General features: G+C 67.3%; 16 protein-coding genes. 8 read left to right on the forward strand and 8 right to left on the reverse strand.

Going from position 1 to position 14,990, the window contains the following annotated elements; all coding sequences use genetic code 11:
• Positions 1 to 103: 103 nt before the first annotated feature.
• On the forward strand, positions 104 to 2,077 hold the full coding sequence (parE, locus tag HMPREF0731_RS02540) for a DNA topoisomerase IV subunit B (protein ID WP_040611871.1): 1,974 nt from the start codon (positions 104 to 106) through the stop codon (positions 2,075 to 2,077).
• 1,512 nt (positions 2,078 to 3,589) lie between these two features.
• Here parE and HMPREF0731_RS02545 read toward each other — a convergent pair.
• The gene (locus HMPREF0731_RS02545) at positions 3,590 to 3,895 is read right to left on the reverse strand and encodes a hypothetical protein (RefSeq protein ID WP_040611872.1); all 306 of its coding nucleotides are present in this window, start codon (positions 3,893 to 3,895) and stop codon (positions 3,590 to 3,592) included.
• A 297-nt stretch (positions 3,896 to 4,192) separates the two neighbouring features.
• On the opposite strand from HMPREF0731_RS02545, the gene HMPREF0731_RS02550 reads away from it, so the two are divergent.
• Positions 4,193 to 4,837, forward strand: a complete 645-nt coding sequence (locus tag HMPREF0731_RS02550; RefSeq protein ID WP_040611873.1) for an SOS response-associated peptidase — start codon at positions 4,193 to 4,195, stop codon at positions 4,835 to 4,837.
• A gap of 36 nt (positions 4,838 to 4,873) precedes the next feature.
• Here HMPREF0731_RS02550 and HMPREF0731_RS23525 read toward each other — a convergent pair whose 3' ends face one another.
• Complete coding sequence (locus HMPREF0731_RS23525) at positions 4,874 to 5,479, reverse strand: hypothetical protein (protein ID WP_083854419.1); 606 nt, start codon at positions 5,477 to 5,479, stop codon at positions 4,874 to 4,876.
• A complete protein-coding gene (locus tag HMPREF0731_RS24010; protein ID WP_157135893.1) occupies positions 5,476 to 5,670 on the reverse strand; it encodes a hypothetical protein in 195 nt (64 codons plus the stop codon). The genes HMPREF0731_RS23525 and HMPREF0731_RS24010 overlap by 4 nt, the downstream gene beginning before the upstream one ends.
• Before the next feature lie 218 nt (positions 5,671 to 5,888).
• On the opposite strand from HMPREF0731_RS24010, the gene HMPREF0731_RS02560 reads away from it, so the two are divergent.
• From HMPREF0731_RS02560 to HMPREF0731_RS02575, 4 genes are read left to right on the forward strand one after another with little or no spacing between them, the layout of a single operon-like run.
• Complete coding sequence (locus HMPREF0731_RS02560; protein ID WP_007002441.1) at positions 5,889 to 6,311, forward strand: PadR family transcriptional regulator; 423 nt, start codon at positions 5,889 to 5,891, stop codon at positions 6,309 to 6,311.
• 55 nt (positions 6,312 to 6,366) lie between these two features.
• A complete protein-coding gene (locus tag HMPREF0731_RS02565; RefSeq protein WP_007002442.1) occupies positions 6,367 to 7,830 on the forward strand; it encodes an FAD-dependent oxidoreductase in 1,464 nt (487 codons plus the stop codon).
• Positions 7,827 to 9,053, forward strand: coding sequence for an MFS transporter (locus tag HMPREF0731_RS02570; RefSeq protein ID WP_083854420.1), 1,227 nt, complete (start codon positions 7,827 to 7,829; stop codon positions 9,051 to 9,053). The genes HMPREF0731_RS02565 and HMPREF0731_RS02570 overlap by 4 nt, the downstream gene beginning before the upstream one ends.
• A 33-nt stretch (positions 9,054 to 9,086) precedes the next feature.
• The gene (locus tag HMPREF0731_RS02575) at positions 9,087 to 9,659 is read left to right on the forward strand and encodes a GNAT family N-acetyltransferase (protein ID WP_007002444.1); all 573 of its coding nucleotides are present in this window, start codon (positions 9,087 to 9,089) and stop codon (positions 9,657 to 9,659) included.
• Between the two features lie 193 nt (positions 9,660 to 9,852).
• Here HMPREF0731_RS02575 and HMPREF0731_RS02580 read toward each other — a convergent pair whose 3' ends face one another.
• Positions 9,853 to 10,257, reverse strand: coding sequence for a MerR family transcriptional regulator (locus HMPREF0731_RS02580; RefSeq protein ID WP_007002445.1), 405 nt, complete (start codon positions 10,255 to 10,257; stop codon positions 9,853 to 9,855).
• 85 nt (positions 10,258 to 10,342) lie between these two features.
• Between HMPREF0731_RS02580 and HMPREF0731_RS02585 the strand changes: the two genes are divergently transcribed.
• The gene (locus tag HMPREF0731_RS02585) at positions 10,343 to 10,723 is read left to right on the forward strand and encodes a mercuric transporter MerT family protein (RefSeq protein ID WP_245538228.1); all 381 of its coding nucleotides are present in this window, start codon (positions 10,343 to 10,345) and stop codon (positions 10,721 to 10,723) included.
• A 7-nt stretch (positions 10,724 to 10,730) separates the two neighbouring features.
• On the forward strand, positions 10,731 to 10,964 hold the full coding sequence (locus HMPREF0731_RS26320) for a GDCCVxC domain-containing (seleno)protein (RefSeq protein ID WP_081798710.1): 234 nt from the start codon (positions 10,731 to 10,733) through the stop codon (positions 10,962 to 10,964).
• Positions 10,965 to 11,001: 37 nt separating this feature from the next.
• On the opposite strand, the gene HMPREF0731_RS02590 is transcribed toward HMPREF0731_RS26320, so the two are convergent.
• From HMPREF0731_RS02590 to HMPREF0731_RS02605, 4 genes are all read right to left on the reverse strand, one after another.
• On the reverse strand, positions 11,002 to 11,979 hold the full coding sequence (locus HMPREF0731_RS02590; RefSeq protein ID WP_007002448.1) for an arsenic resistance protein: 978 nt from the start codon (positions 11,977 to 11,979) through the stop codon (positions 11,002 to 11,004).
• A 307-nt stretch (positions 11,980 to 12,286) separates the two neighbouring features.
• A complete protein-coding gene (locus HMPREF0731_RS02595; RefSeq protein ID WP_007002449.1) occupies positions 12,287 to 12,925 on the reverse strand; it encodes a cation diffusion facilitator family transporter in 639 nt (212 codons plus the stop codon).
• 232 nt (positions 12,926 to 13,157) lie between these two features.
• On the reverse strand, positions 13,158 to 14,108 hold the full coding sequence (locus HMPREF0731_RS02600; protein ID WP_306302903.1) for an MBL fold metallo-hydrolase: 951 nt from the start codon (positions 14,106 to 14,108) through the stop codon (positions 13,158 to 13,160).
• Between the two features lie 143 nt (positions 14,109 to 14,251).
• On the reverse strand, positions 14,252 to 14,989 hold the full coding sequence (locus tag HMPREF0731_RS02605; RefSeq protein ID WP_007002451.1) for a cytochrome c biogenesis CcdA family protein: 738 nt from the start codon (positions 14,987 to 14,989) through the stop codon (positions 14,252 to 14,254).
• Between the last annotated feature and the right edge of the window lies 1 nt (position 14,990).

Raw genomic sequence — 14,990 nt, forward strand, 5'->3', positions numbered from 1 at the left:
CAGAAAAAGAAGATCTTGGCTTTCCCTGCCCCCGCTTCGCACCCTGGGCTTGCCTCGCCCCCCACCCCTTCGCTACGGTGCCCGGCGAGGGTGTGAACAAGACATGAACGATCTGTTTGGCGGCCGTGGTGCCAAGGCGCAGGCCGGCGCTTCCTATTCGGCCAAGGATATCGAGGTTCTGGAGGGGCTGGAGCCCGTCCGGCGGCGCCCCGGCATGTATATCGGCGGCACCGACGAGAACGCCCTGCACCATCTGGCGGCCGAGGTCATCGACAACGCGATGGACGAGGCGGTGGCCGGCCATGCCGACCGCATCGAGGTCACGCTGGAGAAGGACAACTGGCTGACCGTCCGCGACAATGGCCGCGGCATCCCGACCGACCCGCACCCGAAATTCCCGAAGCTCTCGGCGCTGGAGGTGATCCTCACCACGCTGCATTCGGGCGGCAAGTTCTCCGGCAAGGCCTATGACACCTCGGGCGGCCTGCACGGCGTCGGCTCCTCGGTCGTCAACGCGCTGTCGGAGCGGCTGGAGGTCGAGGTCGCGCGCGACCGCACTTTGTTCACCCAGGCCTATTCGCGCGGCAAGCCGCTGTCGAAGCTGAAGAACGCGGGCGCCGTGCACAACCGTCGCGGCACCACCATCCGCTTCAAGCCGGACCCCGAGATCTTCGGCACGCAGCCCTTCCTGGCCGCGCGCCTGTTCCGCCTCTGCCGTTCCAAGGCCTATCTGTTCCGTGGCGTGGAGATCCGCTGGTCCTGCGACCCGGCGCTGGTCAAGGACGACACCCCCTCCCAGGCGACGCTGCATTTCCCGGGCGGGCTGTCGGACTTCCTGGCGGCGGCGGTGGAGAACCGCGCCCCCGTCATCCCCGCCCCCTGGGCCGGGGAGAGCACCTTCCCGCAGGGCGCCGGCCGCTGCGAATGGGCGGTGACCTGGCTGGAGCAGGGCGAGGGTTTCCTGCACACCTATGCCAACACCATCCCGACGCCGCAGGGCGGCACGCATGAGGCCGGGCTGCGCGCCGCGCTGGTCAAGGGCCTGCGCGCCTATGGCGAGCTGAAGAAGGAGAAGCGCGCCGCCGCCATCACCGCCGAGGATGTGTTCGGCGGGCTGGCGGGCATGCTCTCGGTCTTCATCCGCGAGCCGCAATTCCAGGGTCAGACCAAGGACAAGCTGACCAGCCCGGAGGCGGCGAAGCTGGTCGAGCAGGGCCTGCGCGACCATTTCGACCATTGGCTGGCCGGCGACCCGGCCATGGCCGGCAATTTGCTGACCTGGGCGATCGAGCGCGCCGAGGAGCGGCTGCGCCGGCGCGAGCAGAAGGACACGCCGCGCAAATCGGCGACGCGCCGGCTGCGCCTGCCCGGCAAGCTGGCCGATTGCGCGCGCGAGGCGGCGGACGGCACCGAGCTGTTCCTGGTCGAGGGCGATTCCGCCGGCGGCTCCGCCAAGCAGGCGCGCGACCGCGAGACCCAGGCGGTGCTGCCGCTGCGTGGCAAGATCCTGAACGTCGCCTCGGCCAGCGCCGACAAGCTGCGGCAGAACCAGGAGCTGAAGGACCTGATCGAGGCGCTGGGCTGCGGCGCCGGCGACAAGTTCGACCTCGCCCGGCTGCGCTATGGCCGCGTCGTCATCATGACGGATGCCGATGTCGATGGCGCGCACATCGCGGCCCTGCTGATGACCTTCTTCTACAAGGAGCTGCCGGAGCTGGTGCGCCAGGGCCGGGTCTATCTGGCGCAGCCGCCGCTCTACCGTTTGGCGACGCCGGGCAAGACGCTCTACGCGATGGACGATGCCGAGCGCGAGAAGCTGCTGAAGAAGGCCTTCAAGCCCGGCCAGAAGGTCGAGGTCAGCCGCTTCAAGGGCCTGGGCGAGATGCCGCCGGCCTCGCTGAAGGAGACCACGATGGACCCGCGCAAGCGGACCCTGCTGCGCGTGGTGCTGCCGCCGGAGGAGCGCGCCCGCACCTCCGAGCTGATCGAGGCGCTGATGGGCCGCAAGCCCGAGCTGCGCTTCAAGTTCATCCAGGACAATGCCGGCAAGCTGGATCTGGAGGAAGTGGACGCCTGACTATAGGCGCGCACCAAACGGGAGACTCAGGCACCATTCGGAAGACTCCCAAACTCGCTCCCCTCTGTTTTCTCTGCATTTGCCCCGGCAGGCATGGTCCTCGCCGGGGCATTCCTTTTATGGGCCACGGCTGCCTTCGATCAGGACTTGCGCGGTTTTCCAGCATCCCTGCCGCAACACCACCAACTCGGTGACGGCGAACTCGTTCGGGAGAGGCCGAATGCCAGCGAATCCTTCGAAACCAAACGTTCGCCCGGACATTCCTTGATGCATGGAACGCCCGGACCTCTGCAGCCCCCTTGAGGAGTTCATTGCTCACCTAGAGCAATGGCAGGAGGCGGCACAAGATCGATGCCTCGAGCTGAAGAGGGCGCTTGAGAAGGCGCTTCTCGACGCTGAGTTTGGCGACACGGAACCAGGCCAAGCTGATCGGTGCCGGGGGGAACTGGAGCAGGCCGTCCAGGAGGAAGTCGACGCCACTGAGGCGATACGCTGGTCTTGGCGCCTACACGGCTTCGTTAACGGCACGCGGAGTTCGGTAGCACCACCGAGGACGCTGCGCGCCCTGGATGCCATAAGCGGACCGACACCGCTGGCTCCAACAGGCAAGGCCAGGGGCAAGACTTCGCGCATTTGCACGATGATAGAGTCGGCACTCCGTCAGCACGGTCCGCTCCATCGGCAGCGACTGCTCGAGATCCTCGTCGCCGACGGGGTGATGGGCACGGAAACGCGGCCTATCAACCGGCTGGCGTCGATCCTCACGGAGAACCGTCACCTATTCAGTTCGGATGGCCGAGGTACCTACTCCCTCGCAGCCGCCGGACACACGGAACAGCGCCCGGTCCTGGAACCGACCGGCCTGTCAGGACAGCGGCAGCACGTTGATCCTGCCCCGTCACTCCAACCAGGAGGTGAATGCAATGCGTCCACGTGCTCGTTGTAGAAGAGCCTCGGGGTGAGCGACACGCCGCAGAGCCGAAAATTGCCGCTCACCTGAACCAAAAAACGTCAGGGACGGCCGCCACGGATCTGAACATCCGGAGCGCCCGTCCCTGCTGCCAGGTCCTGGAACACCCACAGAATGCCTAAGTGGGAGTTTGGTTGCGCCCGCCCATTATGATGCGCAGTATTCCGCCAGCCCGCCTGCGGGGCGGCTCCTAATCGCATTTTCGCCAGCGGGGCGCGACGCGGGTGCAGGTGCCATCCGGACAAAAAGGGTGGTCGTCGTCAGCGTGCAACCATACTGCCGCCGAGTCGGAGATGCAGGAAGGTGCCCGTGCCTAGCTCCTGCTACATAGGCGTCACTGCTCCCGGCCTATAGCCTTGGGCCGCGCCGTTTGCGAGACGTACGCTTGGACCCTAGGTCCACGTCCGGGATCTGCGTCTTGGCGCCACCCCGGCCGCCCGTGACACCTTGCTCCGAACGTGGCGTCCGCCGTGGCAGCGAATCGAAAACCATACGAGCGAACGAACTAGCGCCTTAGCATCCTGATGGCGCTCGAAGGCTTCTCAGCCCCGGGAACGGACAGCCGCTCCCCGCCGCTCCCGCCAGAACTCCCAGCCCAGCCAAATGAACCCGGCGATGCCCCCTACCGTGGACGCCGCGCCCACCGCCCACATGCCCATCACGACCGCTGCTTTTCCGACAGTGGCCCCGGGATCCACGATGCCCTCGAGCCAGCCTGTGGGCATCGGCTCGCCACCAAAGACCAGCAGCGCGGCGGCCGGGGCGGTCACGGCCGCCAGCTTCAAGGTGTAGGTTGCCAGGCTCATTGTCCGCTCTCTGTCTTCGGCACCGATACGTTCGGGCAGCATAGGAGGTTCATCGGCGCTTGCCAGGGCTCATGGCGCCCGGGCTAGGCTGGCGGCCGGAGGACTGCGGATGCCGTCCTATTCAGTTGATCCGGCCATCCAAGCTGAGGCCCGCCGACGCGCCTTGGAAGACCTCGACCGTGACCTTGGCTCGGCGGCCGAGTTGCTGGCTGGGCGTGGCTACCATAGCCCCGATAGCAGGCCCTACCCCACTCAGGAAGCGATTGCACTGAGGCGAACATCGGCCGTTGAGGGATCGAACAAGCCTATCGTCCGGCCAAGCTTCGAGGGAGACGGACCATCTGCAACCTCTACTCCATGACCAGCAACCAGCGGGCCATCCTGGAGCTGACCCGGGCCACGAGGGACCGCACCGGAAACCTCCCTCCCCTTCCCGCCATCTATCCCGACAGCATGGCGCCGGTTGTGCGGCAGGGTGAGAACGGTGAGCGGGAACTGACCATGATGCGCTGGGGCATGCCGGGCCCCGTGCAGTACGGCGGCCACCCGGTGACCAACATCCGCAACACCCGCAGCCCGCACTGGCGCCGCTGGCTTGGCCCGGCGCAGCGCTGCTTGGTGCCGGTGACGTCCTTCAGCGAGTGGGAGGACACTAAGCCCAAGAAGACGCCGGTGTGGTTCGCGCTGTCGGAGGAGCGGCCGCTGTTCGCCTTCGCGGGCATTTGGACCACTTGGACCGGCACGCGCGGGCCGAAGTCGGCTCCGGTCGAGGGCGAGCACGAGCTCTACGGCTTCCTGACCTGCGATCCGAACGAGACGGTCGGTGCCATTCATCCCAAGGCGATGCCGGTGCTGCTGACCACGCCGGACGAGATGGACACTTGGCTGGAGGCGCCGTGGGAGATCGCCCGCGAGTTGCAGCGCCCGTTGCCGGACGACGACATGCTCATCGTGGCCAGGGGAGATAGGAGGGATCCGGCATAAGGGCGTTCTTAGATGCCCACGGCTTGGGACTCGAGATCAGCGGGGCAGGAACAAACCCTTGATGCAGGCGTCATTGCATACCGCAATCTGGGTATGGGATTTCAGATAGAAGCCGCCGTCTGGGTAGGCAGGCTCGCCTTCGGTGAACAGGCCGCGGACTGTATCGAAGGGAGCCAGTGCTTCGGTGCCGCGAGGCAGATCATCCTTCTGCTCCAGGATGGAATGGAGGCGGCGGATGACGGCGCAGTCCAGATTGCGAAGCAGCTTATCGTTGGTGGTGCTGCCCTTAATGTCCTTGTTGCGAGGCAGCGCTAACCCGCTCTTCTCGTGCGAAGCTGCAAGGCTCTCATAAGCGATCTTCAGCCAGTCAAGGTTCTCGCGGACCAGAAGATCCAGGCAATTGCCCAAGTCAATGACTGCCCCAAGAACGAACGGCTTCTTATAGGCGCCGCGAGCAACCTTCTCCTCGGCCCACTCGCGTGCGCGCCCGGGATCGCCCTCCCAGAAATAGACGCCTGGGCCAAGCCAGTCGTAATCTCTTTCGCTGCGTAGCAGGCTTACTTCGCCAGCAAGGGCTTTCCTGCCCACCTCTTCGTCGCAGCCGTGATAGCCGAGAACGAAGGAAGTAGCGTACCGGCTCAACTACGGACCGCGGCTGGCTTCTTTGCTGACTTCTTCAACGCTGTGCCGCCGTACTCAGGAGCAAGACGGCCATCAGCAAGCCGGATACCCTCGCGAACCAAAGCAGCCCGGGCAACATTACGGGTAGTGGTGTTCACCTCAGTGTACCGCTTGGCCATCATCTCGAAGGTCTTGCGCTGGGCTTCCGTCATCTACCGCTCCTGTCACTCAACAACCTAGTGCGCCTCGTGGCTGAAAACAACGCTCCCCGTAGCCTATCAGGAGCTTGGTGCCTGCGTGAGACACCTTGCTGGTATAGGGTAAGTCACTGATAAAGTCTTACTTTAAGCGCTTTCGAGTCGTTGGACAGCCTCCCGCCACCGCTGATTAAAGGCTTGATACCTCGTCCTCCAAGGCATAGCCTCCCGATATGTCGAAGCAGCCCTCCCTCCAGGCCGTCCAGCGCCCCTCTCCGGACTTCACGGATCGCGCCTACTGGGCCGGGACCATCAAGATGGCCTTGAGCCGCTTCTTCGTTCTCCAGGTCCTCCATGACGGCCCGGCGCACGGCTACGACATCGCCCGGGCGGTCGAGCGGACCACCAATGGCTGCTGCTCGCCGTCCGAGGGCGCCCTTTATCCAACGCTGCGGGAGTTCGAGCAGGGCGGCTACCTGACCTCCGAAGCCGAGGTCGTCTCCGGCCGCGAACGCAAGGTCTACACGCTGACCGACAAGGGCCGGGACGCCTTCAAGGTCGGCCTGGATGCCTGGATGGACGCCACGGCGACCCTGACCGAGACCGGCCGCGCCGCCGCCGCCCGCGACCAGGCCACAGGCGCCTGCCGATGCTGACCGTTGGGTTGACCGCATACATCGCCCACCGAGGCATATCGAAGGGGACCGACAGATGACCTCCTGCTGCTCCGCCACGCCGCGCCCTCAGAACAGGGCCTCTGAGGGCCACGCCGCCCTCGAATCGCTACCTGTCGCCATCATAGGTGGCGGTCCGGTCGGCCTCGCCGCCGCGGCGCATTTGCTGGAGCGTGGCCTCGAGCCGGTCATCCTGGAAGCCGGTCACTCGATCGGCACGGCGCCGCTCGCCTGGGGCCACGTCCCCATGTTCTCCCCCTGGCGCTACAACATCGACCGGGCGGCCCAGGCCCTGCTGGAGCGGCACGGCTGGGCGGCGCCGGACCCCGACGGCTTCCCGACGGGCCGCGAGCTGGTCGGACGCTACCTGGCGCCGCTTGCCGCGCTTCCGGACATCGCCAGCTGCCTGCGGCTGAGCACGCGCGTCACCGGCGTTGCCCGATGCCGCGTTGGCAAGGTCCGGGACGCCAGCCGGGAGCAGCAGCCCTTCGAAATCCGGTTCCAGGCCGATGGCCGCGAGGGCCGCCTCCTCGCCCGCGCCGTCATCGTGGCGACGGGCACTTGGGGCAACCCGAGCCCGGCGGGTGCGTCCGGCCTGCCTGCCATCGGCGAGCGGGACGCAGCCGACCGTATCCGCCACGGCATGCCAGACGTCCTCGGCGCTGAGCGCGGCCGCTACGCGGGCAAGCGCGTCCTCGTCGTCGGGTCGGGCCACTCGGCCGTTGGCACCCTCATCGACCTCGCCCGCCTGGCCGAACAGGCGCCGGGCACGGCTGTCCTGTGGGCGGCCCGCGGCGCCGACCTGACGCGGGCCTACGGCGGTGGCGCCGCCGACCAGCTGCCGGAGCGCGGCGCCCTCGGCCAACGGCTGCGGCGCCTCGTGGAGGCCGGTGCCGTCGAGCTGCTCGCGCCCTTCGCGGTGGATGAGGTTCGCCGGGGCACCGGTGGTTCCCTGCAGGTCAAGGGTCTCGAAGGCAGGACGGTGGCGGCGGACGAGATGGTGGTCGCCACCGGCCTACGGCCCGACCTCGGAATCCTTGGCGAGGTCCGCCTGGACCTGGACCCGGCGCTGGAGTGCCCGCGCGTGCTGGCGCCGCTGATCGATCCCAACCTGCACTCCTGCGGCACCGTCCGGCCGCACGGCGCCTTCGAGCTCCAGCAGCCGGACAGCGGGCTTTTCCTTGCCGGGATGGCCAGCTACGGCCGGGCGCCGACCTTCCTGCTGGCCACCGGCCACGAGCAGGTGCGCTCCATCGCCGCCTTCCTGGCGGGCGACCTCGAGGCGGCGCGCCGGGTCGAGCTCGATCTGCCGGAGACCGGCGTCTGCAGCTCGAGCCGCGTGGTGCCCGGCGCCGCCGACGCGGTGTCCTCTTGCTGCGCTCCCGCGGCACCCCCGGTCGCCTGCTGCTCCCCGCGGCCGGAGCAGGAGCTGGTCAATGAAACGACGTGCTGCGGGACCGAGACCAAGCGGGCGACCGCACCGGCGGAGCCCGCCGAATGAGCCAGGCCACGGCACCGGGACGCGCCCCCGCCGGTGCGGCGGCGGGCCGCAACCGGCTGACGGTCGTCTCGGCCATCGGCGTCGGCCAAATCCTTGCCTGGGGTTCCTCCTACTACCTGCTAGCCGTCCTGGCCGGACCGATTGCCGCGGACACCGGCTGGCCGCTCACCTGGATCATGGGCGCCCTGTCTATTGGCATGCTGGTGTCCGGCTTGGCTTCGCCGCGCATCGGCCACCTGATTCACCGGCACGGCGGCCGCCCCGTGCTCGCCGCCAGCGCCGTCCTGCTCTCCGCGGGCCTGCTGCTGCTCGGGCTGGCGCCGAGCCTGCCGGTGTTCGTAGTCGCCTGGGTGGTGCTCGGGCTGGCCATGGGGGCCGGGCTCTACGACCCGGCATTCTCGACGCTGGGGCGTCTCTGTGGCGAGCAGGCGCGCTCGGCCATCACCCACGTCACCCTGTTCGGCGGCTTCGCCAGCACGGTCTGCTGGCCGCTCAGTGCCTTCCTGGTTGACCACCTGGGCTGGCGCGGCGCCTGCCTGACCTACGCCGCCATCCACCTCGCCGTGGTGCTGCCGCTCTACCTGTTCGGCGTGCCGCGCGAGTTGGCCAAGCCCGCTGCGGCACCCACGGCCGCCAAGGCTGCCGTGGCGCCAGGCCATGTGCAGGCGGGCCAGCGCTACGCCTTCGTCGTGCTGGCAGCGGGGTTCACCCTGGCGGCGGTCATCATGACCGTCATCTCCGTCCACCTGCTGACACTGCTGCAGTCGCAAGGGCTGGCGCTGGCGGCGGCCGTCGCCTTGGGCACGCTGATCGGCCCGGCGCAGGTCGGCGCCCGCGTGCTGGAGATGCTGTTCGGCAAGAAGGCGCATCCCATCTGGAGCCTGGTCGCGTCCGCGGTGCTGGTGGCGGTCGGCCTGGGCATGCTGGTGGGTGCGCCCGGCGTCGTGGCCGCAGGCATCGTCATGTACGGCATGGGCAGTGGCGTCCGCTCCATCGCCCGCGACACGGTGCCCTTGGCCCTGTTCGGCAAGGAGGGCTACGCCGTGCTGATGGGCCGCATCGCCATGCCGACCCTCATCGCGCAGGCAGCCTCGCCCTTTCTCGGCGCCTGGCTGCTGGACAGCTTCGGCACGCAGGCGACGCTGGCTATCCTGTGCGGGGCAGCGATGCTGAACATCCTGATGGTGCTGGCACTCGTGCCCAATGCGCTCCGGCGTTCCTGACAGTCATCCTCCATCCAAGAAAACGAGGTTCCCGTGCCTGAACTGATCACAACCGCCCTCACCAATCAGCCCGCCGAGGTGACCATCCGGCCTGCCAGAGAGGCCGACATGGACGCTGTTGCCACCATCTATCGGCACCACGTGCTCCATGGCACCGCCACCTTCGAGACAGAGGCACCGACGGCCGAAGATATGCGGCAGCGACGCATCGCCATCACCGAACGCGGGCTGCCCTACCTGGTGGCCGAGGACACCGATTGTCGCGTGCTCGGCTACGCCTACGCGGGCGCTTATCGGCCCAGGCCTGCCTACCGGAATACACTCGAGAACTCGGTCTACATCAGCGAGGAGGCCCGAGGGCGCGGCATCGGCCGCCGCCTGCTCGAGGCCCTCATCCAGGAGTGCGCCGCACTCGGCTACCGGCAGATGGTGGCCGTCATCGGCGACAGCGCGAACGAGGCGTCCATCCGCCTGCACAAGGCGTTCGGATTTCAGCCGATCGGCACCTTGCGCTCGGTTGGCCGCAAGCACGGGCGATGGCTGGATACTGTGCTGATGCAGTTGGCTTTGGGGGACGGTGACGAGACGGCACCCGAGGTGGAGTAAGGGCCTTCCCCCTGACATCCTTCGCCAGCAAACTGGCGAAGGCGGTACTCGGCATGGTGGGAACCAGCCTCCGCATCAGCAAATGCAGATCAGCTTGGCGACGCTGCCGATTTGGCCGCTATGCCCGACGCAATGGCCGCCACGACCACTCACAGCAATCGACTGCTAGCCCATGGCCCTCCTTGCGCTGCGCCTAGGTAGTGGCCGCTGTTCCCGACAAGGTCTCAATCAGTGGGCATGTGGCCTGCTCCCCGGATTGACATTGCTGCACGGCACCATCCAGTACACGCTCCATCGCCTGGAGGTCGGCAATTCGAGAGCGGACATCCGCGAGGTGTGCTGCGGCGATGCCATGGACCTCGGTGCAGGCGCCTGCACCAAGTTCGAGGAGCGCGCCCACCTCGTTCAGGGTGAAGCCAAGCTCCCGCGCGCGCCGCACGAACCTCAGCCGCCTGATGTCCTCCTCACCGAAGAGGCGGTAGCGCCCCCGGCGGGCCGGTATTGGAAGCAAGCCAATCCGCTCGTAATAGCGGATCGTCTCGATGTTGCAGCCCGTCCGCCGCGAGAGTTCACCGATGGCAACGCCGCTCTGCCCCATCCCATGCGCCTCCTCAGAAAGGACTTGAGTCTGTAGTCGCTACAGACGGTAGGTAGGCTGCATAGCTGAGACAAGGAGGCCGACCGTGTCCGACACCCAAGTGAATGCTACCCCGGCACATGGGGCGGTCCAGGAAGCCGGTGCGATGGTGCTGACGACGACGGGCATCGCCGCAGCCTTCGGTGCGGCCTCCTGCTGTGCGCTGCCGATGCTTCTTGGCTCCCTCGGGCTGGGAAGCGCTTGGCTCTTCGGGCTGGCGGTCCTTCTGGGGCCGTACCGCACGATCCTGCTCGCCGCCGCAGCCGCGTGCCTGGCTGGCGGAGCGGTCCTGCTCTGGCGCCAGCGGGCAGCGGTTGCCTGCGAGCCGGGCTCCGCCTGCTCCCCCAACCCAGCCCTCCGGCTTGTCGTTCCGGCAGGTTTGGCGGTCGGGATCATCCTGTTGGTGCTCGGTTATGCGTACGTGTGAGGACCCGATGATCCTGGAGTCGACAATCACCTGCCCGCACTGCGGCACGGCGAGAACCGAGACAATGCCGACCGATGCCTGCCAGTACTTCTATGACTGCACCGGCTGCGGAACGCTGCTCCGGCCCAAGCAGGGCGACTGCTGTGTGTTCTGCTCCTACGGCACGGTGCCGTGCCCGCCTGTCCAGGTGGACGGGAAGGGTTGTTGCCACGCGGAAGATCCGCCGCCAGCGGCTGGCTGACCCTTTCCCCGCGTGGTCGGCAACGGCGGGATGACCGTCACTCCGCAGCAAGGCCGGGGTTGGCGGGCACCAGCCTCGGCACCCAGCGGATGTAGACCAGCATGGCGACGAGTTCGACGAGCGTCTGCGTCACCACCGCGGCAGGCAGCAGCGCACCGGCTTCCGGGATAGCGAAGGCCAGCGGCAGGACGACCAGGGAGTTCCGGGTGCCGCCGCTGAAGGTGACCGCCCTCGCCGCGCCCGCCTCCAGGCCCGCATACCTGGAGATGACGCTACCTACGACCGGCATCAGCGCGGCGAAAGCGACGTAGACCGGCACCAGCATGGCGACGGAGCCTGCCTGGGCCGCCACGTTCGGGGCAACGGCCGCGATGACCACCAACAGCACCACGGCCATCAGGGGAACGGGCAGCCATCCCATGGCGTCCGCGACCGCCTTCCCGGCGCCGAAGCGCGCCGCCCACGCCTGAGTGGCCGCGGCGAGAGCCAGGGGCACGGCGATCAGCCAGACGAAGGCTTCGATGAAGGGACCGGGCTGCATCATCGCCATGGCCCGCTCGCCGATGAACAGGCCGAGGTAGACGGGGAGCAGCAGCATCTGCGCCACCAGCAGCACCGGCGTCGCCGCCAGGATGAGGCGGGCGTCCCCGCGGCCGAGGTGGGTGAACACGACCACGTAGTCGATGCAGGGCGCCAGCAGCACCATCAGGACACCCAGGCGCAGCACCCATTGCTCGCCGGGCAGCATGGAAGCCAGGGCGAACGCCACCAGGGGCGCGGCAACGAAGTTCACCGCCAGCAGCGTCAGCAGGAAGCGCCCGTTGGCCAGGCTCCTTCGCAGGTCCGCCAGCGGCACCTGGAGGAAGGTCACGTACAGCAGGGCCGCGAGGGCGGGGTTGATGACCGCCCCCCACGCCGCGCCGGGCGCGGCGACGGCCGCGATCGCGCCCGCCACGACGGCGGCGAAGTAGATGGCGACTTGGTTCTCTTCCAGGCCGGTGCGGGTGATGGCCAAGTTGTCGGCTCCTCCGTGGTGAGCGGGCAACCGATGTCACGCCGCGGGTGTGGTGACGTGGTTAGGCTCGCCAGCCGCAGCAGGCAGCCCGCTTTGCAAGGACCGGAACGGAAAGGTCTTCCAGGAAGGTGCACCGGCTGGCCGGGCCCCGGCGCAAGCCGCCGTGCCATACCCCAGGAAGCCGCGCCCTCGCTGTGGCGCCTGCCCACCTGCTGCTCCTGCCAAGGGCAGCAACGATGGGCAGCGCCGTTATCATCATGCCTGTTGCATGCACCACCAAGCAGGCAAGCTGATAAGTTGATGGCGGCTATCGGTCGGACTGCTGTTCTCCCTGGCCTGCCTTATCAAGGTCGCTACGAGCATCACGGATGATTGCCCAGGCGGATTGCAGGAACAGCCCGGCGATGACGAACGCCACGGCGAGGTCTGGCCACGCAGTTTCGGTCCACCAGACCAGGCCCGCCGCGACCACCACGGCCAGGTTGCCGATGGCATCGTTGCGACTGAACAGCCAGACGGCCCGGACGTTGGCGTCGCCCTCGCGGTGCGGCATGAGGACCGCTGCGGAGGCCACGTTCACCACCAGCGCGACGGCGCCGAAGAGGCCCATGAGCTCGGCCTCGGGCTGGTTCAGCACCAGCACCCGATAGCCGGTGGTGGCGAGCACGCCCACGCCAAGCACGGCAAGAAACAGGCCCTGAATGAGGGCGGAGCGGGCACGCCAGGCGAGGCTCCAGCCGATCGCCAGCAGGCCAAGGAAGCTGATTAGGCCATCGCCGAGGAAGTCGAGGGCGTCCGCCTTGAGCGCCTGGCTGCCGGAGATGAAGCCGCCGACCATCTCCACCAGGCCATAACCGACATTGAGGCCGACCACGATCCAGAGCGCCCGGCGGTAGGCGGGCGTGATGTGGGCGAGGTCCTTGGGCAGGTCGTCGTCGTCGCTCATCCGATGCTCCCGAGCCAAGACCGTACCGATACGTTCAGGGGGTGCCGGATCTGAAATAGCGGACCGGCGCGGCGCCCATGGCCATCAAGATGTCGCGTGCTACGAGGTGACGGGCGCCTTTCGTACATTGGAAAGACCTCAGCACCGCCACCCAGATGCACGGCCCAAGATGACCGTGAGCTCAATGCTGGGATCGCTGGCCGCTTCGGAGAGGCCGTCCAAAACCGGCCGATCATTCTGCGTCCATCGCCCTGGCAGCGCTCGTTCGAAAGCGGTCAATCGGCAGCTTCAGGTATGAGGTGCCATTCGCTTCCGGCTTCGGCAGACGTCCGCCGCGGAGGTTCACTTGCAATGCAAAGAGCATCATCGCTGGCAGAGGAAGCGTTCGATCACGTTCCTCCCGCAGCCGAACGAACCCGTCCTCTCCGCCGCTGTCCCGTAGGTGAATGTTGGTTGCCCGCTGCTCCGCTACGGTGGACTCCCAACGCGGTTCGCGCCCGCCCGGACGGTAATCGTGGCCGGTGAAGAGGCGTGTCGTCGGTGGCAACGCGAGGATGCTCTGGATGCTGCGGTACAAGGCCCGCGCGTTACCACCAGGGAAGTCGGCTCGTGCCGTGCCCGCATCCGGCATGAAGAGGGTGTCATGCACGAACGCGGCGTCGCCAACGACGTAGGTGACCGAGGCCGCGGTGTGGCCTGGGGAAAAAATCACCCTCACTTCCGAGGCGCCAAGATTGAAGCAGTGACCATCTGCAAACATGTGGTCCCAATAGTCGCGGCCACCGACCTCGAGATCGGGGATGTTATAGATGTCCGACCAGATCGCCTGAACTGCGAGGGTCTGTTCGCCAATGCCTGTTGGCACGCCAAGGCGCTCGCCCAGGTAGGCGACGGCAGAAAGGTGGTCAGCATGCGGGTGGGTGTCGAGCACCCATTCCGGGATCAGTCCGCGCTCCCGGATATGGGTGGCAATCTCGTCGGCTGGCTGGGTCGCAAGGCTGCATGAATTGCGGTCGAAGCTTAACAAGGGATCGATAACCGCGCATTTCTTTGTTTGCGGATCCGCCACGACGTAGGAGACGCTTCCGGTCTGATCATCGTAAAAGCCCCGTACGATCGGCTGAGACGGCATTCTGTTCTCCCTGTTTTTGCGCGGTGTCGCGGAAGCCGCGATGGTGGCCACCTTGGGACACCGAGCACGATGTCTTTCGGCAAGGGCGCACCCGGCGAGGGCCGAGGAGCGCTAAACCCAGCCGGGCGGAGTTGCATGCTTCGCGGTGTGGCTGACGGCGTATTAGGCGCGCTTCTTAGAATCCGCGGCGCCGCTCATCCGATGCTCCCGAGCCAGGGGAAGAGTTGGAGCATCAGGATGGCGAAGTCAGTCAGGTGGCCGGTAATCATTGCCACCCCCATCGCCACCATGATGCCACCCGCCACGATCTGAAGAACGCGCCCGACGCGTCGCAGGCTGCGGAACGGGCCGCGTAGAAAGGCGTCGGCGAAGGCGGCCACCAGCAGGAAGGGCACGCCCAGCCCGGCCGCATAGGCGGCCAGGAGCATGATGCCGAGGTGGCTGATTTCGCTGGTGGCGGTCAGCGCCAGGATGGCGCCCAGCACCGGACCGATGCAGGGCGTCCAGCCGAAGGCAAAGGCCAGCCCGAGCACGTAGGCGGAGAGCGGCGTGCCGCCGCTGAGAGTCGGCATGAAGCGGAGGTCGCGTTGTAACGGCATCAATCGCAGAACACCCGCAGTCATCAGGCCGAACAGGATAACGACCACCCCGCCCACGATCCCAGCCTCGTAGCGGTAGCGCAGCAGGGCTTGGCTCAGCGCCGAGGCGCCCGCGCCCATCGCCACGAAGACGGTCGCGAAGCCCAGGACGAAGCAGAGGCCGAGGCCGACCGTGGCGAGGCGATCCGGCGCGGTGCGCTCGGCGGCGACCGAGCGCCCGGCGACATAAGAGACGTAGCCGGGCACCAGCGGCAGCACGCAGGGCGAGAGGAAGGAAACCATCCCCGCCAGGAAAGCGGTCAGGAGGCCGGACATCTGGAGGAGCGGGTTCACG

The organism is Pseudoroseomonas cervicalis ATCC 49957 (assembly GCF_000164635.1).
GTDB lineage: Bacteria > Pseudomonadota > Alphaproteobacteria > Acetobacterales > Acetobacteraceae > Pseudoroseomonas > Pseudoroseomonas cervicalis.

Excerpts from the sequence above, each read along its gene's own strand:
- HMPREF0731_RS26320 (WP_081798710.1), top strand. The coding sequence starts at position 10,731 with ATGATCCTGGAGTCGACAATCACCTGCCCGCACTGCGGCACGGCGAGA.
- parE (WP_040611871.1), top strand. The coding sequence starts at position 104 with ATGAACGATCTGTTTGGCGGCCGTGGTGCCAAGGCGCAGGCCGGCGCT.
- HMPREF0731_RS02570 (WP_083854420.1), top strand. The coding sequence starts at position 7,827 with ATGAGCCAGGCCACGGCACCGGGACGCGCCCCCGCCGGTGCGGCGGCG.
- HMPREF0731_RS02560 (WP_007002441.1), top strand. The coding sequence starts at position 5,889 with ATGTCGAAGCAGCCCTCCCTCCAGGCCGTCCAGCGCCCCTCTCCGGAC.
- HMPREF0731_RS02580 (WP_007002445.1), bottom strand. The coding sequence starts at position 10,257 with ATGGGGCAGAGCGGCGTTGCCATCGGTGAACTCTCGCGGCGGACGGGC.
- HMPREF0731_RS24010 (WP_157135893.1), bottom strand. The coding sequence starts at position 5,670 with ATGACGGAAGCCCAGCGCAAGACCTTCGAGATGATGGCCAAGCGGTAC.
- HMPREF0731_RS02565 (WP_007002442.1), top strand. The coding sequence starts at position 6,367 with ATGACCTCCTGCTGCTCCGCCACGCCGCGCCCTCAGAACAGGGCCTCT.
- HMPREF0731_RS02595 (WP_007002449.1), bottom strand. The coding sequence starts at position 12,925 with ATGAGCGACGACGACGACCTGCCCAAGGACCTCGCCCACATCACGCCC.
- HMPREF0731_RS02545 (WP_040611872.1), bottom strand. The coding sequence starts at position 3,895 with ATGCTGCCCGAACGTATCGGTGCCGAAGACAGAGAGCGGACAATGAGC.